The sequence below is a fragment of the Caulobacter sp. HMWF025 genome, assembly GCF_003060965.1.
GTDB lineage: Bacteria > Pseudomonadota > Alphaproteobacteria > Caulobacterales > Caulobacteraceae > Caulobacter.
The window spans coordinates 18,227-39,538 of the sequence record NZ_QAII01000031.1 but is presented as its reverse complement, the minus strand read 5'-3'; the positions used below and the strand labels follow the sequence as shown (position 1 = coordinate 39,538).

18 protein-coding genes are annotated in these 21,312 nt (G+C 66.0%); 13 read left to right on the top strand and 5 right to left on the bottom strand.

Annotation, left to right across the window (positions count from 1 at the left end; genetic code table 11):
- The first annotated feature begins 76 nt into the window (after positions 1 to 76).
- A complete protein-coding gene (locus DBR10_RS04305) occupies positions 77 to 874 on the top strand; it encodes a hypothetical protein (protein ID WP_146187819.1) in 798 nt (265 codons plus the stop codon).
- A 61-nt stretch (positions 875 to 935) separates the two neighbouring features.
- Entirely contained in the window at positions 936 to 2,339 is a 1,404-nt protein-coding gene (locus tag DBR10_RS04300) for a M20/M25/M40 family metallo-hydrolase (RefSeq protein ID WP_108556161.1), read from the top strand.
- Here the strand turns inward: DBR10_RS04300 and DBR10_RS04295 are convergent, their stop codons facing one another.
- Both DBR10_RS04295 and DBR10_RS04290 read right to left on the bottom strand, forming a co-directional pair.
- Complete coding sequence (locus DBR10_RS04295) at positions 2,340 to 2,609, bottom strand: GNAT family N-acetyltransferase (RefSeq protein ID WP_108504594.1); 270 nt, start codon at positions 2,607 to 2,609, stop codon at positions 2,340 to 2,342. It abuts the gene before it with no gap.
- Positions 2,610 to 2,619: 10 nt separating this feature from the next.
- Positions 2,620 to 3,810, bottom strand: a complete 1,191-nt coding sequence (locus tag DBR10_RS04290; RefSeq protein ID WP_108556160.1) for an acetyl-CoA C-acyltransferase — start codon at positions 3,808 to 3,810, stop codon at positions 2,620 to 2,622.
- A gap of 158 nt (positions 3,811 to 3,968) precedes the next feature.
- Between DBR10_RS04290 and DBR10_RS04285 the strand changes: the two genes are divergently transcribed.
- Both DBR10_RS04285 and DBR10_RS04280 read left to right on the top strand, forming a co-directional pair.
- Positions 3,969 to 4,466, top strand: coding sequence for a winged helix-turn-helix transcriptional regulator (locus DBR10_RS04285; protein WP_108504435.1), 498 nt, complete (start codon positions 3,969 to 3,971; stop codon positions 4,464 to 4,466).
- Between the two features lie 78 nt (positions 4,467 to 4,544).
- Positions 4,545 to 6,548, top strand: a complete 2,004-nt coding sequence (locus DBR10_RS04280) for a putative bifunctional diguanylate cyclase/phosphodiesterase (protein WP_108504434.1) — start codon at positions 4,545 to 4,547, stop codon at positions 6,546 to 6,548.
- On the opposite strand, the gene mnmA is transcribed toward DBR10_RS04280, so the two are convergent.
- From mnmA to flgK, 3 genes are read right to left on the bottom strand one after another with little or no spacing between them, the layout of a single operon-like run.
- Entirely contained in the window at positions 6,545 to 7,783 is a 1,239-nt protein-coding gene (mnmA, locus tag DBR10_RS04275) for a tRNA 2-thiouridine(34) synthase MnmA (RefSeq protein ID WP_108490270.1), read from the bottom strand. The genes DBR10_RS04280 and mnmA overlap by 4 nt on opposite strands.
- A gap of 53 nt (positions 7,784 to 7,836) precedes the next feature.
- Positions 7,837 to 8,760, bottom strand: coding sequence for a flagellin (locus DBR10_RS04270; RefSeq protein ID WP_108490269.1), 924 nt, complete (start codon positions 8,758 to 8,760; stop codon positions 7,837 to 7,839).
- Positions 8,761 to 8,765: 5 nt separating this feature from the next.
- Positions 8,766 to 10,877 (bottom strand): flagellar hook-associated protein FlgK, encoded by a 2,112-nt coding sequence (gene flgK, locus DBR10_RS04265; RefSeq protein ID WP_108504433.1) that lies wholly within the window; start codon positions 10,875 to 10,877, stop codon positions 8,766 to 8,768.
- 403 nt (positions 10,878 to 11,280) lie between these two features.
- On the opposite strand from flgK, the gene DBR10_RS19690 reads away from it, so the two are divergent.
- The 9 genes from DBR10_RS19690 to flbD all read left to right on the top strand — a co-directional run bounded on the left by DBR10_RS19690 (position 11,281) and on the right by flbD (position 21,137).
- Entirely contained in the window at positions 11,281 to 12,855 is a 1,575-nt protein-coding gene (locus DBR10_RS19690) for a flagellar hook-length control protein FliK (protein ID WP_233243265.1), read from the top strand.
- 10 nt (positions 12,856 to 12,865) lie between these two features.
- On the top strand, positions 12,866 to 13,555 hold the full coding sequence (locus tag DBR10_RS04255; RefSeq protein ID WP_108503834.1) for a flagellar hook assembly protein FlgD: 690 nt from the start codon (positions 12,866 to 12,868) through the stop codon (positions 13,553 to 13,555).
- Between the two features lie 146 nt (positions 13,556 to 13,701).
- Positions 13,702 to 15,366 (top strand): flagellar hook protein FlgE, encoded by a 1,665-nt coding sequence (gene flgE, locus DBR10_RS04250; protein WP_442861106.1) that lies wholly within the window; start codon positions 13,702 to 13,704, stop codon positions 15,364 to 15,366.
- Between the two features lie 168 nt (positions 15,367 to 15,534).
- Positions 15,535 to 15,816: a CtrA inhibitor SciP gene (gene sciP / locus DBR10_RS04245; RefSeq protein WP_007675208.1), complete on the top strand. Its 282-nt coding sequence runs from the start codon at positions 15,535 to 15,537 to the stop codon at positions 15,814 to 15,816.
- Positions 15,817 to 16,060: 244 nt separating this feature from the next.
- Positions 16,061 to 17,716 (top strand): flagellar basal-body MS-ring/collar protein FliF, encoded by a 1,656-nt coding sequence (gene fliF / locus DBR10_RS04240; RefSeq protein ID WP_108505495.1) that lies wholly within the window; start codon positions 16,061 to 16,063, stop codon positions 17,714 to 17,716.
- The gene (gene fliG / locus DBR10_RS04235) at positions 17,716 to 18,738 is read left to right on the top strand and encodes a flagellar motor switch protein FliG (protein ID WP_108505496.1); all 1,023 of its coding nucleotides are present in this window, start codon (positions 17,716 to 17,718) and stop codon (positions 18,736 to 18,738) included. Before fliF ends, fliG begins: the two co-directional genes overlap by 1 nt.
- A gap of 13 nt (positions 18,739 to 18,751) precedes the next feature.
- Entirely contained in the window at positions 18,752 to 19,402 is a 651-nt protein-coding gene (locus DBR10_RS04230) for a FliH/SctL family protein (protein ID WP_108505497.1), read from the top strand.
- Between the two features lie 5 nt (positions 19,403 to 19,407).
- Entirely contained in the window at positions 19,408 to 19,743 is a 336-nt protein-coding gene (gene fliN, locus DBR10_RS04225) for a flagellar motor switch protein FliN (protein ID WP_108505498.1), read from the top strand.
- A 26-nt stretch (positions 19,744 to 19,769) separates the two neighbouring features.
- Positions 19,770 to 21,137: a sigma-54-dependent transcriptional regulator FlbD gene (flbD, locus tag DBR10_RS04220; protein ID WP_108505499.1), complete on the top strand. Its 1,368-nt coding sequence runs from the start codon at positions 19,770 to 19,772 to the stop codon at positions 21,135 to 21,137.
- Positions 21,138 to 21,312: the final 175 nt, after the last annotated feature.

The following is a 21,312-nucleotide window of genomic DNA, read 5'->3' as shown; positions in this document are numbered from 1 at the left end:
GTGGCGTTTGCTTTCTGCCCCTTTTGCGTCAATCTCCGCCCCTGTTGAGGCCTTGGTGCCTTTCCCGGGGGGGGAGATGATGACGACTTTTGCCGTAAGTGACACGCCGCCGGCCGACGGCCCGGACTTCAAGCCGACCCATCCCTGGGACGCCTGGTTCTTCCCGAGCCTCGTAGCGATTTTCTGGGTCGGCCTCGTCATGGGGTTCGGCGGCGACATGGTCTACAAGGCCAAGCAGGGCCAGCTGACCTTCCCCCTGATCGTCCACGTCCACGCCGCCGTCTATGTCGGCTGGATGGTGCTACTGACCACCCAGGTGGCGCTGATCCGCAAGGGGCGCTCCGACCTGCATCGCAAGCTGGGCGTGGCCAGCCTGGGCTTTGTCCCGGTGATGCTGCTGGTGGGGCCCATGGCGGCTTTCACCACCCAGACGGCGCGCTTTGGGACGCCGGCCAGTGATCCGGCCTTTCTGGCCATCCAGCTCGGCGGTCTGGTCAGCTTCGCGATCCTGATCGTTGCGGCGTTGCTGAACCGTAAGGATGCGGCCCTGCACAAGCGGCTGGTCCTGCTGTCCACGCTCACGCTCGTCGACGCCGGCTTCGCGCGTTGGGTGGGCCCCATCTGGGGGCCGGTGCTGGGCCCGGCGCTGGGTTCGCCGTTCTGGACGAACTATCTGATCCTCTATGGCTGCACGGCCGCCCTGATGCTGAGCATCGGCGTCTACGACCTGGTGACGCGCGGCCGGCTGCTGCCAGGCTACGTCCTGGGCCTGATCCTGGCGATGTCGGGGCACTTCATAATCGTCACGGCCTATCTGAACCCGGCCTGGGGCGTGTTCTGCAAGGGGCTGATCGGCGGACTCGCCGGCCACTGACCGCGCTTGCGGCGCGCGCGCAGGGCAGGCAACGTCGGGACCTCGTGTTTCCGGAGTCGCCATGCGCCTGCCCCTCGCCCTTGTCGCTCCCCTTGCCGTCTCGAGCTTGCTTCTGGCGACGCCCGCCCTGGCGGCCGAAGCGCCGGCGCCCTCGACCGATCAGCCTGTGCTGCGGCAGATCGCAGCGGAGGTTGATCCCAAGGCGCTGGAAAGCACGATCCGCAGCCTGGTGGGCTTCGGCACCCGCCACACCCTGTCCGATACGGTGTCCGAGACCCGCGGCATCGGCGCGGCCCGCCGCTGGACCAAGGCCCGCTTTGAGGCGATCTCGAAAGACTGCGGCGGCTGCCTGACGATCGAGACTCCGTCGGAGGTGGTCACTGGTCGCCGCGTGCCCAACCCGACCGAGGTCATGAACGTCCTGGCCATCCAGAAGGGGACCAGTGATCCTGATCGGGTGATCATCATCGCCGGACATATCGACAGCCGCGTCAGCGATGTCATGGACTTCAAGAGTGACGCGCCCGGTGCCAATGACGACGCCTCGGGCGTGGCAGCGGTGATCGAGGCCGCCCGCGTGCTGTCCAAACGCAAGTTCCCGGCCACGCTGGTCTATGCTGTGCTGTCCGGCGAGGAGCAGGGGCTCTATGGCGGGCGTATCCTGGCCAGCCACGCCCGCGCAAAGGGCTGGAAGGTCGAGGCCGACCTCAACAACGACATCGTCGGCAATAGCAGGGGCCAGAGCGGGGTAATGAACAACACCCAGGTGCGGGTGTTCTCCGAGGGCACCAAGGCCGTCGAGACCCCCGAACAGGCCAATGGTCGCCGCTACAACGGCGGCGAGGTCGACAGCCCCTCGCGCAACCTGGCCCGCTATCTGGATGTGCTGGCCGACCGCTATCTGAACAATTTCGACGTGGTCATGGTCTATCGCACCGATCGCTACGGCCGCGGCGGCGACCAGGTGCCGGTGCTGGAGGCCGGCTATCCGGCCGTGCGGGTGACCGAAGCCGCCGAGAACTATGACCGCCAGCACCAGGATCTGCGCACCGAGAACGGCAAGGTCTATGGCGATACCCTCGAGGGCGTGGATTTCGCCTATCTGGCCCAGGTGACGCGTCTGAACACGGTGGCCATGGCCAGCCTCGCCTCGGCCCCGCCGCCGCCTTCGGGAGTCAAGATCGAGGGTGCGGTCAGCCCTGACACCAAGGTCTCATGGACCCCGACGCCCGGCGCGGCGGGCCATCGCGTCTGGTGGCGGGTGACCACGGATCCGCAATGGCGCCTGAACCGCTGGGTCGCCGGCCCGGCCGCGACGGCCACGCTCAAGGACGTGGTGATCGACGACTTCTTCTTCGGCGTCTCGGCGATCACGGCCGACGGCTGGGAAAGCCCTATCGTCTTTCCGGGCCCGGCCGGCAGCTTCGAGAGCCCGCCGCCGGCGGCGGCGCCGGTGCCCAAGTAGTCAGGCCACCAGCCCTGGATCGTTCCGCTTCAGCCACGCCGCCGCGTAGGAGCAGGTCGGGACGATCCTGCGGTCCTCGGCGCGGGCAACCTCGGCGACCTGCGCCATCAGGCGGCCGGCCGCGCCCTGGCCGCGAAGGGCCGGGTCGCTTTCGACATGGGGGATAACGAGGCGGCCCGGCTCGCGGCGGTAGTCGGCGAAGGACAGCAGGCCGTTCGTTACGAGTTCGAAGCGGGCCTCCGTCGTGTTGTCGCGGAACGCGTCGGTCATGCCGCCCGTCCTAGACCAGCTCGATCGCCATCGCGGTGGCCTCGCCGCCGCCGATGCAGAGTGACGCCAGACCCTTCCTGCCGCCGCGCGCCTGCAGGGCTGCGATCAGGGTGCAGAGAATGCGGGCCCCGGAGGCCCCGATCGGGTGACCGAGGGCGCAGGCCCCACCGTTGACGTTCAGCTTGTCGTCCGGGATGCCAAGCTCCTGCTGGGCGATCATGGCGACCACGGCGAAAGCCTCATTGACCTCGAACAGGTCGACGTCGCCGACACTCCAGCCGGCCTTTTTCAGCGCCTTCTGCATGGCCGGGACCGGGGCGGTAGTGAACAGGCCCGGCTCATGGGCGTGAGCGGCATGGCTGACCACGCGGGCGACGATCGGCAGGCCCAGGCGTTTGGCGACTGACTCCCGGGTCATCACCAGGGCGGCGGCCCCGTCGCTGATCGAGCTGGAATTGGCGGCGGTGATGCCGCCATCGCGGCTGAAGGCCGGGCGAAGGGTCGGGATCTTGGCCGGATCGGCCTTCAGGGGCTGCTCGTCCTGGTCGATCAGTTCGCTGCCCTTGCGGGTGGTGATGCTGACCGGCGCGATCTCGGCGGAAAAGGCCCCGCTCTCGACAGCATGGCGGGCCTTCATCAGGCCGCGGGTCGCGTAATCGTCCATGGCCTCGCGGCTGAACTGGTAGGTGGCGGCCGAGTCCTCGGCGAAGGCCCCCATCAGCTTGCCCGGGGTATAGGCGTCCTCCAGGCCGTCCAGGAACATGGAATCCCACATCTGGTCGTGGCCGATCCGGGCACCGCCGCGGTGCTTGCTCATCAGGTACGGCGCGCCGGTCATGCTCTCCATGCCGCCGGCCACAATGATCTCGGCGCTGCCGGCCGCCAGGGCGTCGTGGGCCATGATCGCCGCCTGCATGCCGCTGCCGCACATCTTGTTGACCGTGGTGGCCTCGACCGAAAGCGGCAGACCGGCTCCCAGCGCCGCCTGGCGGGCCGGGGCCTGGCCGAGGCCGGCCGGCAGGACACAGCCCATGAAGATCTGCTCAACCAGATCCCCGCCGACGCCCGCCCGTTCAATGGCGGCCTTTACCGCCGTCGCCCCCAGCTCGGTCGCCTTGACGCCGCCCAAGGCCCCCTGAAAGCCCCCCATCGGGGTGCGGGCGAACGAGACGATGACGACAGGATCAGTGGACTGGGACATGAAGGTCTCCGGAGTGCGGCGAATTGGGGCGGAATAGACCCTGCTGACCCAACGCCACGCAAGCCCTTTGCGTTCACCGCGCCGCTTCAGGCCCAGGCTTCATACTCAAACGCAACGCTCTCTTGCTTTCCCAAGCGGAACGCCTCAACCTCATTCGCATGGGCCGTACCGCCGACTACACCAAGGAACGTTGCAGCATCGCCGCCACCCTCGAGGTCGTCGGCGATCCCTGGACCCTGCTGATCCTGCGGGACGCCTTCGCCGGCGTGCGACGCTTCGAGCAGTGGCAGGACCGGCTGGGCGTCGCCCGCAATGTCCTGGCCGCCCGGCTCAAGACCCTTGTGGCCCACGGTGTGATGGAGGCCCAGCGCTATTCCGAGCGCCCGCCGCGCCAGGAATATGTCCTGACCCGGAAGGGGCTCGATCTGAGTCCCGTGCTGCTCACCATGGCCGACTGGGGCGACCGTCACGTCTATGGCGTCGGTAACGGGGCCGTACACTTTGTGCACAAGACCTGCGGCCATCAGTTCCACCCCCGACTGGCCTGCGAGGCCTGCGGCCAGGTGATCGAAAGCCGCGACCTGCGGCGCGTGGTTCACGACGACTGCCAGACCGTGGGGGAAGCCCTGGACGCGGTCAGGGGTGCGGCAGAATAGCGCAGGGTCCAGCCCCCTCGGCTTACTGAATGTTTAGTCGTTACCGCCCTATTGGTTAGCCAACAGGGATGGGCCTGAATGACCATAATCGGCAAAATCGCGACCATGTTCGCGATCCGCAAGGAACAGCCCGAGCTTCTGATCGCGCAGGCCAAGGCCTTCTCGCGTCAGGTGCCGATGATGTACCTCGTTGTGCTGGTCAACGCCTTTGCCCTTGCCTACACCCATCTTGAGTCTGCACCCAAAGCCCTGACCTTCGGCGGTCCGCTGGTTCTGACCCTCGCCTGTGCCGTACGGATGCTGAGCTGGTGGCGACTGCGCGAGCAGGCCATGGATGCGGACCGGGCCCTGAAGATGCTGTCCGGAACGGTCCGGGCGGCGGGTGTGCTGGGCGCGGCCTTCATGGCCTGGTCGCTGTCGCTCTACCCCTATGGCGACGCCTATCAGCAGGCCCATATCGCCTTCTACATGGCGATCACGGTGATCGCCTGCATCTTCTGCCTGATGCATCTGCGCCCGGCCGCCCTGATCGTCACGGCGGTCGTCCTGGCCCCGATGGTGCTGTTCTTCGGCTTCAGCGGGCAGACCGTGTTCCAGGCGATCGCTGTCAATGTGGCGATCGTGGCGGCGGTGATGATCGTCATCCTGCTGATCCACTATCGGGAGTTTGCCGACCTCGTCGCCGCCCGGGTCGAGGCCCAGAAACTGAGCGACGACAATGACCGCCTGGCCAATCTGGACAGCCTGACCGGCCTGCCCAACCGCCGCCGCTTCTTTCGCGAGGTCGACCTGCATGTGGCCCGCGCCCGGGAAGAGGGGCGGGGCCTGTTCGTCGGCGTTCTCGACCTCGATGGCTTCAAGCCGGTCAATGATGCGTTCGGCCATGCGACCGGCGACCGTCTGCTGATCGAGGTCGGTCGGCGCCTGGAAGCTTTCGACGCCCGACCGCTGTTTGCGGCGCGGCTCGGCGGCGACGAGTTCGGCCTGATCATCGACGCCTCGCTCACCGCTGACGAGGTCCGGCAACTGGGCCGATCGCTTTGCGATGTCCTGCGCCAGCCCTACCGCCTGCCGGGTGTCACCGCCCAGGTCGCCGGCTCGATCGGCCTCTGCCCGTTCCCGGCCGGCGGCGACACCGCCGAGCAGCTGTTCGAGCGGGCCGACTATGCGCTGTATCACGCCAAGCAGAACCTGAAGGGGTCTGCAGTGCTGTTCGACGAGCGGCATGAAGCCGATATTCGCGAGATCAGCCGGGTCGAGCAGGCGCTTCGGCGCGCCGATCTGGTCCGCGAAATGCACATTCACTTTCAGCCGATCCTCGACACGGCAGGCGGCCGCACGGTGGCGTTCGAGGCCCTGGCGCGCTGGTCCAGCCCCGAGCTCGGTGACGTTCCGCCTGGCGTGTTCATCAATGCCGCCGAACGGTCTGGCCAGATTGTTCAGATCACCCGCGTCCTGGTTCAGAAGGCCCTCAGCGCTGTTCGAAACTGGCCGATGGACATGCGGGTCTCGATCAACCTCTCGGTCCGTGACATCGCCTCAATGGAGACCGTCGAGGAGATCATTGAAATCGTCCGGCAGAGTCAGGTCGCGCCGCACCGCATCGATTTCGAGATCACCGAGACGGCCGTGGTCAACGACTTCGATCAGGCCCGCGCGGCGCTGGCGGCCTTCCACGCGCTTGGAGCGCGTACCGCCCTCGACGACTTCGGGATCGGCCATTCCAGCCTGAACCATGTGCGCCTGCTGCCGCTGGACAAGCTGAAGATCGACGCCAGTTTCGTCTCCGATATCGACCACCACCGCCCCAGCGAGGACATCGTCAAGACCATGCTGGAGCTGTGCCGCAACCTGCGCATCGACTGCGTGGTCGAAGGGGTCGAGACAGATGTCCAGCGCGACAAGCTCACCAGTCTGGGTGCGAGCTACATGCAGGGCTACCTCTTCGCCCGCCCGATGCCCGCTTCGGCTGTGGCCGACTGGCTGGCGGGCGAGTCCCGTCGGAAGATCAGGGCCCAAAGGACCAAGGCGGTCGTTCGCCCGGCCTGGGACGAAGAGTTCGGGCTCCAGGGGCTGGGCTAGGGCGCGACGTCCGGGTGGGGGAGGCTGTCCAGGTCCACCCGTACCGTGCTGGCGATGAACCCGCCGCCCAACACCCGGTCCGGGTCTTCGGGATCATAGAGGACGCAGGCCTGACCGGGGGCGACGCCCTCCTCGTGGGTGTCGAACACCACGCGCAGCTCACCGTCCACAATCGACAGCCGCCCGGGAACCGGTTCACGGGTCGAGCGCACACGGGCCAGCACGGCCTGGCCTTCTTGGGCGGCGACGTCCAGGCTGTCCTGGCTTCCCAGCCAGTTGCCCTCTTTCAGCACCAGCGAGGCCGTCAGCAGCGCCTCGCGCGGACCGACCACGACATGGCGCCGGTCGGCGTCGATGCGCACCACGTAGAGCGGGTCGCCCACGGCGATGTTCAGGCCCCGGCGCTGGCCGATCGTGTATCGGGTCACGCCCTCATGCCGGCCCAGCACCCGGCCATCCATATGGACGATGTCGCCGGGCAGGGCCCCGTGCGGCCGGATGCGGTCGATCACGGTCGTATACTTGCCTTCCGGCACGAAGCAGATGTCCTGGCTGTCGGGCTTGTCGGCGATGGACAGGCCCAGCTCCGCCGCCACGGCGCGCACGGTCGGCTTGTCCATGCCCCCGAGCGGGAAGCGCAGGAAGTCCAGTTGCTCGCGGGTGGTCGCGAACAGGAAATAGCTCTGGTCCTTGGCCGGATCGGCGGCGCGCAGGAGGCGGGGACGGTTGGCCCCTGCGACCATGTCGCGTTGCACATAGTGACCCGTCGCCATGGCCTCGGCCCCGAGGTCGCGGGCCACGTCCAGCAGGTCGCGGAACTTGACGGTCTGGTTGCAGCGCACGCAGGGGATCGGTGTCTCGCCGCGAAGATAGGCGTCGGCGAACTCCTCGATCACCTGCTCCCTGAAGCGGCTTTCGTAGTCGAGGACATAGTGGGGGATGCCGATGCGCTCGGCGGCGAGGCGGGCATCCAGGATATCCTGGCCGGCGCAGCAGGCCCCCTTTTTCGCGATCGCCGCGCCATGGTCGTAAAGCTGCAGGGTTACGCCGACCACATCATAGCCGGCGCGAGCCAGAAGGGCGGCCGTGACGGTTGAATCCACGCCGCCCGACATGGCCACCACCACCCGCGCACCGGCCGGCAGGCCGACAGCGGCCCGGGCCGTCTCGACCGCGTGGTCGGACAGGGCGGTGTCTGCCGGGAGGTTGATCGTCGAGGTGGTCAGGGCGTCCATCGCCGCCATATAGCGTTTCGAGCGCGGCTTTGCGAGGTCGCGACGGGCCCTGCCTATTTCAGATAGTTCAGCAGGGACGAGGTCTGCAGGCCGGCGAAGACCTGAGCCGAGGCCTGTACCGCCAGCTTGGCGGCTTCCAGACGCGTCACCGCTTCGGCCATGTCCACATCGGTGATGCCGCCGATCATGGTGGTCAGGGTGTCGGTCTGATCCTGAAGTTCGACCTTGGCGGTCTCGAAACGCTTCTGGCTGAGACCGTTCTTGCCTTGGATGGTCACGATGTCCGAGTAGGCCGAGTCAAAGCTGGGCAGCATGCTCTTCAGAAAGTCATTCTGGGAGCTGGTCAGGGTGCCGGTGAACGGGCCGTTGGCATCAACATAGGCCTGCATCTGCTTGAAGGCCTCGAACGTGGAGGTGCCGAGGGCGTCGCCGAGAATACCGGTCTGGGTCGTGGTCTGTTCGTCTACCCGGTTGGTGGCGATGTACTGGTCGTTGTGAAACAGGTCCGAGGTGGCGGCCGCAGCGGTCAGGTCGGCCATTGAGGTGGCCGAAGTCGGCGGAGTATCGGTCTGGGCCCCTGCGAAGACGTATCGGCCATTGGACTTGGTGTTGAGGCCCTGGAGCACATCGCCGAAGGCGGACTTCAGCTGCTGCATCAGCGTTGTCGCATTGCCGGCAGCCATGGCGTTGGCGATGGCCTCGCGGCCGCCCTTGGCACCGCTGGCGATCTTGCCGATCCCGGTGTCCTGCATTTCCAGCCGGTTGGACACCAGGGTGGTCTGGTCGAGCAGGCCGTTCAGCTTGGCCTGGGTGCTGCGCATGGCCGTCAGTACTTCGGCGTTGCGGGCATAGCCCTTCAGGTCGTTGGCGACCTTCTGGCTGGAGACCTGTTCGCCGACGGCACCCTGGGTCAACTGGGCGCGCATCAGGTTCGTGGTCATGATGCTGAAGTTGGATGAGGTCGAGACACGGGTCATCGGCTTTAGCTCACGATATTGGTCAGGACGTCGAACATGTCCTTGGTGGCCTGGATCAGGCGTGCGGAGGCGTTGAACGCCTGCTGGTAGGTGGTCAGGTTGATCAGTTCCTCGTCGAGGTTGACGCCTTCCTGCGACTGGCGCTGGGTGTCGACCTCTGTGGAGACGGCATCTGCCGCATCCTTGCGGCTCTGGGCCGTAGAAGACTTGCGACCGATCGAGCCGCCGAAGTCTGCGGCGTAGCGCAGGACGCTGGTGGTCGATGGGCCGGCATCGCCCGCAGCCGAGAAGCTGGTCGTGGCATCGCCGGACTTGGCGAGGGCCAGGGCACCCTGACCGTTGCCGATGGCCAGGGCAGCCACGCCGGAGGCTGCGGAGAGGTTCAGTTTGGCAAACGGCAGCAGGCGGGGATCCTGGTCCATCGCCTTGTTCATCGAAAAGCGCTCGCCGCGGGTGCTGCGCTCATTGGGACCGATGCCGAAGAGTTCGGTCACCGACGGGCCACCGAGCCCGCGTTCGGTGTCGTCGGATTCCACTGACAGGGTGATGGGAGAGTTCGGGAAGGACGTGAACGTCATCTTCCCCATGGAATCCAGGGAGAAGCTACCGTAGAGGCCGACGCCGCCGTTGCGAGCGTTCAGCGAGTCCATCAGATCCTGCATCGTTCCGGCAGTCGGCACCGCGACCTTGACGTCCCGGATCCTGCCACCCTCGCTGTCGGTCAGGCGCAGGGTGATGACATCGCCGGCCGTGAAGCCATGCGGGTCGGTGCTCTTCAGGCCGGTCTCGTAGGGCGAGTAGCTGTCAGTCCGGACGATGTCGTTGAGGCCGAAGAAGTGACTGAAGCCCTTGCCGGCCTTCAGGGATGGGTTGGTGGCGTCATCGGCGATCGCCACGCCCCGGCCACCGGAGGCGGAGAGGCTCAGGGTTCCGGAGTTGAACGCTGCCGAGCCCTGTCCGCCCAGCGCGGTGTTCAACTGGGCCATGAAGTCGCTGCTGGTGAAGCTGGGGCCTGCGGCACCGTCGACCGTCATCGTGCCGGCATCGAAGTCGATGTCGATACGGCGCTGGATCACGCCGCTGCTGTCGGTCAGGGCGATAGTGGTCTTGCCGGTAAAGCCGCTGATGGCCGTCGCGGCGTCGAGGCCGGTATTGCGGCCTGTCAGCGAGCTGGGGGCCGGAACGGACGAGGCAGCGTTGGCGGCGCGGTTGAGGGCTTCGGCCGTGCGCGAGACGAACTCGCCCAGCTGGTCGGAGAGATTGGGCAGCTCGGTGTTGCGCACATCCAGCAGGCCCTTGAGTTCGCCGCTGGAGATGTTGAGAGGCACCGAGGTGTCCAGGCCATTGGCCTGAACCACCTGCAGATAGCCGGTGGCGGTTGCCGACTTCTTGTAGGAAACCACAGCGGCACCGTCGCCGGCCAGGGTGAGGCCCTCGGTCGACCGGATCATTACGCCGCCATTGGGGCGCTGGGAGATCTGGATGTTCATCAGGCTGGACAACTCATCGACCAGCCCGGCCTGGACGTTCTCGGCTCCGGTCGCATCGGCCCCGGCGACCTTGGCCCGGGTGATGTCGTTATTGAGGATGTTGATGTTCTTCAGCAGGTCATTGACCCGGTCGACACTGGTGCCGATCCGGTTGTCTGCGTTCTTGCCCAGACCGGAGAGGGCCGCCGTGATCCGGCTGGACTCGCCCAGGAAGTCGTCGAGGCGGGTCATGGCCTGGGTTCGCAGCAGGTTCGAAGCCGGATCGTCGGCCGCAGCCGAGAAGGCGGAGAACACGCTGTCCAGCCGGGAGAAGTAGGCGTTTGCACTGCTGGGATCGCCGAACAGGTCCTGGGCGCTGCCGAGGGCCGTGGCGATGGCGTCGGCGCGGCTGGAGTCGGCGGAGGCATTCAGGCTGGCCGACTGCAGGAACTGGTCGGTGGCGCGCTTGATGGCATCGACATTGACGCCCACGCCCATGCCGTTGGAGATCTGGTTCGACTGGCTGATCGTCTTGCGGACATAGCCGGCCGTATTGACGTTGGCGATGTTGTCGGAAACGACGCGCAGCCCCGTCTGGGCCGCAACCATCCCCGAGTTCGCCGTGCTCATGATCGCGTTCAACGACATGCGGTATCTCCTTCGCGCCCGGCAATGACGGAACCGCACGGCGCGCCCTTGCCCGGCGAAAACTGCCGGGCGGGGGAGAGGTTGTGCCTCTCAATATGCATTAAGCCATTGAAGTTCATGGCATTTGGTTCCGAGCGCCGATCATCCGGCAGGGGACTATCCGCAAGGAGGGTGCCAAGTGCCGGCGTGGCCTTGCGACGCGGCAAGCCCGGCCCCCGCAACCGCAATCGACTCGGCAAAAAGCGCCACCAGGGGGCTGTTTTCTAGCCGTAAACAAGGAATTAATTTCAATAAAAACAGAAACTTAGGGCCTTTATAGCGAGTTGGCCCGACGGTTGCTGAGGCGATGTGGTCAGGAGGCATTCGTCAGGATGCGTCCCTCCTCATCAGCCCCGGACCACGCATGACCGTGATCGCCGCCTCAGCTGCCCCGCCCGCCAGCCCGACCCCGTCGGCATCGAGCCAAGGCGCGCCTTCCGGTTTCGACGCCCTGATGGCCGTCGTCAGCGCGGGCGAAACGCCCCAGCCGAAAGCCTCGACGGCCGACAGCCAGGGGGCTGCCGCCACCGACAAGCCCGCCTCGCGAGACGAGAGCACGGCGACTGCCGATACGGACTCCACTACCAAAGACACTGAGACCGCCGACGCTGCCGGCCAGGCCGACGCGGCAGCCCTGGCCGCGGCCACGCTGGTCGCCGCCATGATCCCGCAGGACCAGCAGACCTTCGCCGCTGGCGGCGAGGCCGAGCTCAAGGGTGTTGACGTCACGACGGCCGTGACCGTGGCGACCCCGAACCTTATGCCCCAAACTGCCCCGGGCGACGCGGCCGCGACGGCGGCCTTGGCAGCGGCTTCGACGGACTTGCCGGTGCCGACGGTTGATACCGCCGCGGCAGACCTTGCTGCGGCTGGAGAGGCGATCGCCTCGCTTTCTGCCGAGGCTGAGCTCCAATCGGCAGTGAACGCTGAATCGGATACCAACACTGCCACTTCCGACGGCCCGACCGCCGCCCAGGCCCCGAAGGCTGATATGCCTGCCGGCGTGACCCGTATGGTTGCCAGCTTGCAGCCGGCGGTCCCGGCTTCTGCTCCTGCTGAAGCTGCCACCTCCGAGGTTGCCGCTCCCCCCGTTGTCGAAGACGCGCCCGCCGCTGCGATGCCGGTGGTGACCGAGGTCGCGGCTGAGGTCGCGCCGGTCGCCGCACAAGCGGTCGCTTCGACCGCCAAGATCGCCCCGACCGCTGCCGCAGGCCCCGCCGACCCGCAGGCCGCGGTGGCTTCAGAGTCCGGTTCGGGCCCCCTGGCGGCGGTTCAGCCCGCTGCAGCGTCAGATTCAGCCGATATGGGCGCGGGGCAGGGCGACTCCGACCGTTCCGAACCGACGGCGGCCGATCTGGCGTTCACCGCCGTCGCTGAAGCGACCAAGGCCCCGGATGCGCCCGTGATCGCGGCCGCGCCGGCAACGCCGATCGTTGCAGGCGCAGTGGCCGCGCCGGTCCTTCGACCTGAAACACGCGGTGCGCCGGAGACCGTTGCCCAGCTTTCCGCCGACATCCTGAAGAAGCTGGACGCCCAGACGACCCGCTTCGACGTCGCCCTGACGCCCGAAGGCCTGGGCAAGGTCGACGTGCGGATCGAGATCGGCCGCAACGGCGCTCTGACCGCCCACATGCAGTTTGATACCGTGCAGGCTGCCGCCGAGCTGCGGGGCAAGGCCGGGGAACTGCGCAACGCCCTGTCCCAGGCAGGTTTCACTGTGGCCGACAACGCCCTGCGCTTTGACGTTTCCAGCCAGGGCGGCGGTCAGAACGGCCAGAACGCCTTCTTCAATTTCCAGAGCGGTGACGAAAACCGCCGGGCCTGGTCGGGCAAGGCCTTCCAGTCGGCTCTCGACGACGAACTGCCCATCCTTTCCGCTTCAGACCTGCTGCCCGGCCTTCGCATGGCCGAGACCAGCGGTCTGGACATCCGCATTTAAGGGGTCCGACATGGCCACGACCACCGCGACCGCCGCCACTTCGGGCACTGCGACGCAGACGAAGATCAACAATGCCCGCACCTCCATGGCCAGCAACCAGGAGACCTTCCTGAAGCTGCTGACCACTCAGCTGAAGAACCAGGACCCGCTGTCGCCGACCGACACGACCCAGATGACCCAGCAGATCACCCAGATGACCGGGGTTGAGCAGCAGCTGGTGACCAACGACCTGCTGACGGCGCTGGTCGGGATGAACGAGGGCGGCCTGACCAATGCCCTGGGCATGATGGACAAGCAGGTCACCGCCGAAACCGAGAAGTCGGTGCTGAAGAACGGCCAGGCGACCTGGAGCTACAACCAGAGCCGTGCCGCCACCTCGGTGAAGATTGAAGTCCTCGACCAGTACGGCAAGACGGTCGCGACGGTCCTGCCGGATGACATGACCAAGGGCGATCACAGCTTCACCTGGAACGGCAAGGATAGCTCGAGCGGTGTCCAGCAGCCGAACGGCGGTGCCTACACCCTCCGCGTGACCGCGCTGGATGCCGAGAGCAGCAAGATCGCCACCAGCTCCAAGGGCCGCATCGAAGGCATCGTGACCGCGGTGACCAACGAGAGCGGCGTCAACATGGTGACCATCGGCACCACCAAGGTGCCCGTCGATGCGGTCATCGGAGTTACCAACCCGCCCGCCGCCTGATCGCGGCTCCACCCCATGACAGGGCGTCAGAATGACGCCGACGCGGCTCCTCAGGACGGTTCCTGCCGAGCCCAAACGCAAACCGCGCTGAACCCACAGTCAAAGACATTCAACGCAGGAATTTCGTCATGAGCATCAACAGCGCCATGCTTTCGGGCGTCTCGGGCCTGATCGCCAACTCTTCGGCCCTGGCCGCGATCTCGGACAACATCGCCAACGTCAATACCGTCGGCTACAAGCGGACCCAGGCCAATTTCTCGACCCTGGTGACGGCGCAGAGCAAGAACGCGACCTACAGCGCCGGTGGCGTCAAGTCGATGACGCACCAGTTCATCACCCAGCAGGGCCTGACCCAGTCGACGACCTCGAACCTCGATCTTTCGATCGCAGGCAACGGTTTCTTCGTCGCGACTGAAAAGCCCGAAGGCCTGACGGCGACCGATACCCGTTCGTTCACCCGCGCCGGTTCGTTCCAGCTGGATAACCTCGGCTATCTGAAGAATGACGCCGGCCTCTACCTGCAGGGCTGGCTGGCTGACCCGGTGACGGGCACGATCACGCCCGATCCCTCCGACCTGACCCAGCTGGACTCGATCAATGTCGGCACCGTCGGCGGTACGGCCGAAAAGACCACCCGTGCAGCCGTCAACGCCAACCTTCGGTCGGAACAGCCGGTCTCGGCCCAGTCGAAGGCGGTCCTGACCAAGAACAGCCTGACCGACAGCGCCGGTGCCGTTGCCAGCTACACGGTCAGCTATTCGGCTACGGGCACCAGCAATGTCTATGACATGCAGATCCGCAAGGCCGGGGTTCTGGTCGCCAGTGGCACCAACACCTATGACCCGACGACCGGTGCCCTGACCGCCACGACCCTGCCCGGTGGGGTGACCAATATCGACGTCAGCGGCACCGGTGCGGGCACGCCGACCGTTTCGGCGGCCAGCTTCGCCATGGCCACCAATACCGATGCCCTGGGCGGCAATCTCTATGACGCCGCCTCCAACTCGATGGCGGACTATGCGGTCGATTCCTCGACCGGCGTTAAGCCCGACTTCGAAATCCAGGTGCCGGTGTCCGACTCCAAGGGCGGGCAGCGCACCGTGACGTTGTCGCTCCTGAAGGGCAACGGTCCCAATGAATGGTTCGCCGAACTGCGCGCCAAGCCGGGCGACCTGGACAATGTGCCCAATGGCCTGATCAGCTCGGGCAAGATCACCTTTACGACGGACGGCAAACTGGCCTCGGTCGGTAACCTGTTCGGCGGAACCTCGCCGACGGCGATCACGGTCGGCGCGTCGGACCCTGCAGTCTCCACCGCAGCCCCGCGCTGGGCCGACAGCCTGGGTATTGATGCACAGTCGATCCAGATCGATCTGGCCAATGCCGCCGGTGGCCTGACCCAGTTCAACAGCCAGTCGGTTGTGCAGTCGGTCAACACCAACGGCACCGCCTTCGGTAACCTGACCAACATCGAAGTCGACGACGAAGGCTATGTCTCGGCCATCTTCGACAACGGCGTCACGCGCCGTATCGCCCAGCTTGCCGTTGCGACGTTCTCAAATGCCAACGGTCTGAAGGGCGTCAACGGCAATGCTTATCGTGTGACCAACGAGAGCGGGTCCTACAGCCTCAAGACTCCTGGCCAGGGCGGTGCGGGCCAAATTGCTCCGTCCACGCTCGAAGCTTCTACGGTGGACTTGTCGACGGAGTTCACGGGACTGATCACGACCCAGCGCGCCTACTCGGCTTCGTCGAAGATCATCACCACTGCTGACCAGATGCTCGAAGAACTCTTGAACATTAAGCGATAACGTCGGTTCTTAATCTTGTTTAATTCTTGTGTTTCACTTCGATACACAAATGATGTTGGGGAGGGGCTCGTGTTTAGGGCTTTCTTTACTATTGCGATTAAGCCGATGTTATTGACCGGCGCCTATAGTCACCTTCAACAGTGATGGTTGTGGGAAAGGCGTAAAGCCATGTTGCAGCAGCAGCGCACGAACAGCCGGGGTGAGAAGTACGTGATCGGTCCGACCGGCGCGCCTCTAACTCTCTCCGACTTGCCGCCGCCGGAAACCCAGCGTTGGGTGATCCGTCGCAAGGCTGAGGTCGTAGCCGCCGTCCGCGGGGGGCTCCTCTCGCTTGACGAGGCGTGCGATCGATACAAGCTGACGAATGAGGAATTCCTCGCCTGGCAGCAGTCGATCGACCGTCACGGGCTGGCGGGACTTCGGACGACCCGCCTCCAGCAATATCGCTGAGGCAGGACGGGTCCGGGATAGCCTTCAGGTCGTCTGGCACGGCTGGAAGACCGAGTAGCGTGTTCAGCGGCCGCGTCCTCACAAGGGGCGCGGCCGCGACGTTTTGGCGCCCGGTCGAATTTCTCGCGCGGCCGTTTGTAAACGCCCCGTTTACCTTGAACTGGGTAAATCCTGCCTAGCGGCGGTCGCCTGACGGCAACCAACGTTCGTCCCCGGTGGGGTCGTTTCTGGGGGATGGGCCTTAGTGGACAACTTTTTGAGTGCGATTCAGAGGTTCGGCGTTGGCCGGCTCGCCGCCCTGGTGGGCGTCGGCGCGGGCGTGGTCGCGGTCCTGGTCGCCTTGGTCATGTTCATGGGCAAGGAGCCGACCGAGCTCCTCTATTCCAATCTCGACCTGAAGGAAGCCTCCGCCGTCACCCAGGCCCTCGACCAGGCCGGCGTGAAGTATGAAACCAAGGGTGACGGGTCGACGATCATGGTGCCGCGCGACAAGGTCGCCTCGGCCCGTCTTCTGGTCGCCGGCAAGGGCCTGGTGACCTCCGGGTCGATCGGCTACGAAATTTTCGACTCCAGCAATGCCCTCGGCCAGACCGACTTCGTCCAACAGCTGAACCGCCAGCGGGCCCTGCAGGGTGAGCTGGAGCGGACCATCAAGGGCTGGCAGGGCGTCAACAGCGTGCGCGTCCACCTTGTCCTGCCCAAGCGGCAGATCTTCGAGGAAGACGCCGAGCAGCCCACTGCCGCCGTAACCATCTCCACCGGTGGTCGCGAGGCGTCGACCGACATGGTGCGGGCCGTGCAGAACCTTGTCGCCGGCTCGGTGGCCGGCATGAAGCCGGAAAAGGTCAGCGTCATCGACCAGCACGGCAAGACCCTGTCGGCTGCCAGCGACGAGAGCCTGGCGGGCCAGATGGCCCAGGACCGCAAGAGCGAGGTGGAAGCCCGCATCGCCAAGACCGTCAAGGACATGGTCGAAGGGGTGCTGGGGCAGGGCAAGGCCCGCGTCAACGTCACCGCCGAACTCGACCTGAACCGCATCACGGTCCAGGAGGAAAAGTTCGATCCGGACGGCCAGGTGGTGCGCTCGGAGAGCACCAACGAGGCCAACAACCAGGAAAGCAAGGGCGACGACTCCGGCAATGTGTCGGCGACCCAGAACATTCCCGGCGGCACGCCAAACGGCTTCCAGCCCCTCGGCTCCCGGTCGGGCAGCAACGAAACCGTGACCAATTACGAGATCTCCAAGTCGGTCCGCACCGAGGTGACGGAACCGGGGACGATCAAGAAGCTGGCTGTTGCCGTGGCCATCGACGGCGTGACCGGGCCGGTGGGCAAGGATGGCAAGCCCGGGGCCTATACGCCGCGTACCGAGGAGGAACGGGCCCAGCTGGAAGACCTGGTGAAGACGGCGATCGGCTTTGATGCCGCCCGCGGTGACCAGGTGAAGGTGACCAACATCCGCTTCCCGCAGCCCGAGGACCAGGGGCTTGAAAAGGCCGGGCTTCTGTCGGGCTTCGACAAGAACGACATCATGCGGGCCGCCGAGCTGGGCGTCCTGGCCATCGTCGCCATCATGATCCTGCTGTTTGCGGTGCGTCCGTTCCTGAAGAGCATGATGTCGCAGGGGGCCAATAGCCCGCAGATGGTCATCAGCCAGCAGCCGGTGACGCGCCTTGTCACCTTGTCCGACGGCACGACGCAGCAGGTGGTGGTTGACCAGTCGGGCGAGCCCATCGCCCTGGCCGGCCCGTCCACGGCCGACATTGACCAACGGATCGACATTGCCAAGATCGAGGGCCAGGTGAAGGCCTCGTCGATCAAGCGGGTGTCTGAATTCGTCGACAAGCACCCTGACGAGTCGGTCGCCATCCTCCGCACCTGGCTGCACGAGTCCAACTGATGGCCATGAAAGCGTCCATCAATGATGTAGGCAAACTGGCCGGTCCGGAGAAGGCGGCCATCGTCCTGCTGTCGCTCGGCGAGGATCATACCCGCATCTGGGAAGCCCTCGACGAAGAGGAGATCAAGGAAGTCTCCCAGGCCATGGCCGGACTGGGGACGGTCTCGGCTTCGGTCGTCGAGGAACTGCTGGTCGAGTTCGTGTCGGGCATGAGCTCGACGGGCGCGATCATGGGCTCGTACGAGCAGACCCAGCGCCTGCTGCAATCCTTCATGGCTCCCGAAAAGGTCGAGCAGCTGATGGAGGAAATCCGGGGTCCGGCCGGTCGCACCATGTGGGACAAGCTGGGCAACGTGAACGAGGCGGTGCTCGCCAACTATCTGAAGAATGAATACCCGCAGACCGTTGCGGTGGTGCTGTCCAAGGTGAAGAGCGACCACGCCGCGCGCGTGCTGGCCTCCCTGCCGGAAGACTTCGCCCTGGAATGCGTCACCCGCATGCTGCGGATGGAGCCGGTGCAGCGCGAGATCCTCGACAAGATCGAGCAGACCCTGCGCAACGAATTCATGTCGAACCTGGCCCGCACCTCCAAGCGCGACAGCCACGAGATGATGGCCGAGATCTTCAACAACTTCGACCGCCAGACCGAGGCGCGCTTCATCGCCGCCCTGGAAGAGCGCAACCGCGAAGCGGCCGAGCGTATCCGCGCCCTGATGTTCGTGTTCGAGGACCTTTCGAAGCTGGATCCGGGCGGCGTCCAGACGCTGCTGCGCGCCACCAGCAAGGAGCAACTGGCCCTGGCCCTGAAGGGGGCGTCGGACAAGCTGCGCGAGATGTTCTTCTCCAACATGTCCGAGCGCGCCTCGAAGATCATGCGCGAGGACATGGAGAGCATGGGTCCGGTGCGCCTGAAGGACGTCGACCAGGCCCAGGTCGGCATGGTGCAGGTCGCCAAGGATCTGGCTGCCAAGGGCGAGATCATGCTGGCCGGAGCCGGCTCCGACGACGAACTGATCTACTGAGGGAGATGGCAGCATGACCGACATCCCCCACAAGCGCTTCGCCTTCGACACCGTCTTCGACGATCGCGGCGGCGTGGCCTACACCCCGCCCAAGGTGAAGCGCAGCTTCACGCCCGAGGAGCTCGAGGAGGCCAAGGCCGAGGCCTATGCCGAGGGCGAGAAATCCGCCCTGGCCCGCGCCGAGCAGGCCGCCGCCGCATCGCTTCGCGATATCGGGCGCGCCGTCGAGGAAGCCTTCGGCACCCTGGCCGCCGTGGCCCACGAACATCGCACGGGTTCAGCCCAGCTGGCCCTGGCCTGCGGTCGCAAGATCGCCGACGCGGCGCTGGAGCATTTCCCCGAGGCTCCGATCAATGCCGCCCTGGCCTCGCTGGCCCGCGAGGTCGAGGCCCAGCCGCGGATTACGGTCCGGGTCGCCGAACATCTGGTTGAGCGCACCCAGGCCGCTCTCGAAGAGACGGCCAATGCGATCGGTTTTCCGGGCCAGATCGTGGCCCGGGGCGACGGGGGCATGGCCCCCGCAGCCTTCTCGTTTGACTGGGGTGACGGACGCGCCGCCTTCGATCCCGACGAGGCGACCCGCCGGGTCGCCGAAGCCCTCGAGGCGGCCATCGCCGCCGAGGGGCTGCATGCCGAATCCCTGCTTCACGCTAGCGAAGGCTGATTACCATGGCCGAAGACAATCTCACCCTGGACGAATTCGGAGGCAGCATGCTGGCCTCCGAGATGCCGGTGGAGCTGAGCGACAAGATCGCCTCCGATCTTGCGCCGGTCTTCGACGTTCCGGTCAATATCTCGGCCGTTCTGGGCCGCGCGCACATGTCGGTCGCCCAGCTTCTGCAGCTGGGCCAGGGCAGCATTCTTGAGCTCGACCGCAAGGTCGGGGAAGCCATCGATATCTATGTGAACAACCGGCTGGTGGCCCGGGGCGAAGTGGTCGTCGTCGATGAGCGCCTCGGCGTGACCATGACTGAAATCATCAAGGACGGCGACGCGGCGGGCTGAGCCTGACGGGTCAAGGGGACAAGAACATGCGGCTTCTCGTCGTTGGTAAACTGAACGGACAGCTCTCCGTCGCCGTGAAGATGGCGATGAACACGGGCGCCAAGGTCTCGCACGTCGAGACGATCGAGCAGGCGACCCACGCCCTGCGCGCAGGTCAGGGGGCCGACCTGCTGATGGTCGACTACTCGCTCGACATCGCCGGCCTGATCGCCGCCAACGAGGCCGAGCGGATCCGGGTGCCGGTGGTGGCCTGCGGGGTTGATGCCGATCCGATGCGGGCGGCGGGGGCCATCAAGGCCGGTGCCAAGGAGTTCATCCCCCTCCCGCCGGATGCCGAGCTGATCGCTGCGGTGCTCGCCGCCGTCACGGACGACGAGCGCCCGATGATCGTCCGCGATCCGGCGATGGAGAACGTCATCCGCCTGGCTGACCAGGTGGCCCCGTCCGACGCCTCGATCCTGATCACCGGCGAAAGCGGCTCGGGCAAGGAGGTGATGGCCCGTTACCTCCACGGCAAATCGCGCCGTGCCAAGGCTCCGTTCATCTCGGTCAACTGCGCCGCCATCCCCGAGAACCTGCTGGAAAGTGAGCTGTTCGGCCACGAGAAGGGGGCCTTCACCGGTGCCATGGCTCGCCGGATCGGCAAGTTTGAGGAAGCCAACGGCGGCACCCTGCTGCTGGACGAAATCAGCGAGATGGATACCCGCCTGCAGGCCAAGCTGCTGCGCGCCATCCAGGAGCGCGAGATCGACCGCGTGGGCGGCCAGAAGCCGGTCAAGGTCGACATCCGCATCCTCGCGACCTCCAACCGCGACCTGGCCCAGGCGGTCAAGGACGGCACCTTCCGCGAGGATTTGCTCTACCGCCTGAACGTCGTGAATCTGCGCCTGCCGCCGCTGCGCGAGCGTCCGGCCGACGTCCTGAGCCTTTGCGAGCACTTCGTGAAGAAGTACTCCGCCGCCAATGGCGTTGCCGAAAAGCCGATCTCGGCCGAAGCTAGGCGCCGCCTGATCGGCCATCGCTGGCCGGGCAATGTGCGGGAGCTGGAAAACGCCATGCACCGCGCCGTGCTGCTGTCCAGCGGGGCCGAGATCGAGGAGTTCGCGATCCGGCTGCCCGACGGCCAGCCCATGGCGCCGAACCCGGAAGTGGCCGTGGCGCGCGGGGCGCAGATGGCCGCCGATGCGGTGTCCCGCGCCTTTGTCGGATCGACAGTGGCCGAGGTCGAGCAGACCCTGATCATCGACACCCTGGAGCACTGCCTGGGCAACCGCACCCATGCCGCCAACATCCTGGGCATCTCGATCCGGACCCTGCGCAACAAGCTCAAGGAGTACTCCGACGCCGGGGTCGCCGTGCCGCCGCCGCAGGGCGGGGTGACCAACGCCGCCTGAGCCCCGGCACCGCGCTCCAGTGTGCGGTGCCGAACAGCTCTAGCGACGTCTTGAGACTGGCGACCGCGCGCAAATCGCTTCAAGCGCAGATATCTGACTGCAAGTTCGACCGACCGTTGGCGGCCCCTTCCGGGGCTCTGACATGGACCAGCCCCTAGGGACCGCCACACAGAAT

Coding starts and splice junctions, on each gene's coding strand:
- DBR10_RS04230 (WP_108505497.1), top strand. CDS start 18,752: ATGACCGACATCCCCCACAAGCGCTTCGCCTTCGACACCGTCTTCGAC.
- mnmA (WP_108490270.1), bottom strand. CDS start 7,783: ATGGACGCCCTGACCACCTCGACGATCAACCTCCCGGCAGACACCGCC.
- flgK (WP_108504433.1), bottom strand. CDS start 10,877: ATGTCGTTGAACGCGATCATGAGCACGGCGAACTCGGGGATGGTTGCG.
- DBR10_RS04280 (WP_108504434.1), top strand. CDS start 4,545: ATGACCATAATCGGCAAAATCGCGACCATGTTCGCGATCCGCAAGGAA.
- DBR10_RS04270 (WP_108490269.1), bottom strand. CDS start 8,760: ATGACCCGTGTCTCGACCTCATCCAACTTCAGCATCATGACCACGAAC.
- DBR10_RS19690 (WP_233243265.1), top strand. CDS start 11,281: ATGACCGTGATCGCCGCCTCAGCTGCCCCGCCCGCCAGCCCGACCCCG.
- flbD (WP_108505499.1), top strand. CDS start 19,770: ATGCGGCTTCTCGTCGTTGGTAAACTGAACGGACAGCTCTCCGTCGCC.
- DBR10_RS04295 (WP_108504594.1), bottom strand. CDS start 2,609: ATGACCGACGCGTTCCGCGACAACACGACGGAGGCCCGCTTCGAACTC.
- sciP (WP_007675208.1), top strand. CDS start 15,535: ATGTTGCAGCAGCAGCGCACGAACAGCCGGGGTGAGAAGTACGTGATC.
- DBR10_RS04255 (WP_108503834.1), top strand. CDS start 12,866: ATGGCCACGACCACCGCGACCGCCGCCACTTCGGGCACTGCGACGCAG.
- DBR10_RS04305 (WP_146187819.1), top strand. CDS start 77: ATGATGACGACTTTTGCCGTAAGTGACACGCCGCCGGCCGACGGCCCG.
- flgE (WP_442861106.1), top strand. CDS start 13,702: ATGCTTTCGGGCGTCTCGGGCCTGATCGCCAACTCTTCGGCCCTGGCC.
- DBR10_RS04290 (WP_108556160.1), bottom strand. CDS start 3,810: ATGTCCCAGTCCACTGATCCTGTCGTCATCGTCTCGTTCGCCCGCACC.
- DBR10_RS04300 (WP_108556161.1), top strand. CDS start 936: ATGCGCCTGCCCCTCGCCCTTGTCGCTCCCCTTGCCGTCTCGAGCTTG.
- fliG (WP_108505496.1), top strand. CDS start 17,716: ATGGCCATGAAAGCGTCCATCAATGATGTAGGCAAACTGGCCGGTCCG.
- DBR10_RS04285 (WP_108504435.1), top strand. CDS start 3,969: ATGGGCCGTACCGCCGACTACACCAAGGAACGTTGCAGCATCGCCGCC.
- fliN (WP_108505498.1), top strand. CDS start 19,408: ATGGCCGAAGACAATCTCACCCTGGACGAATTCGGAGGCAGCATGCTG.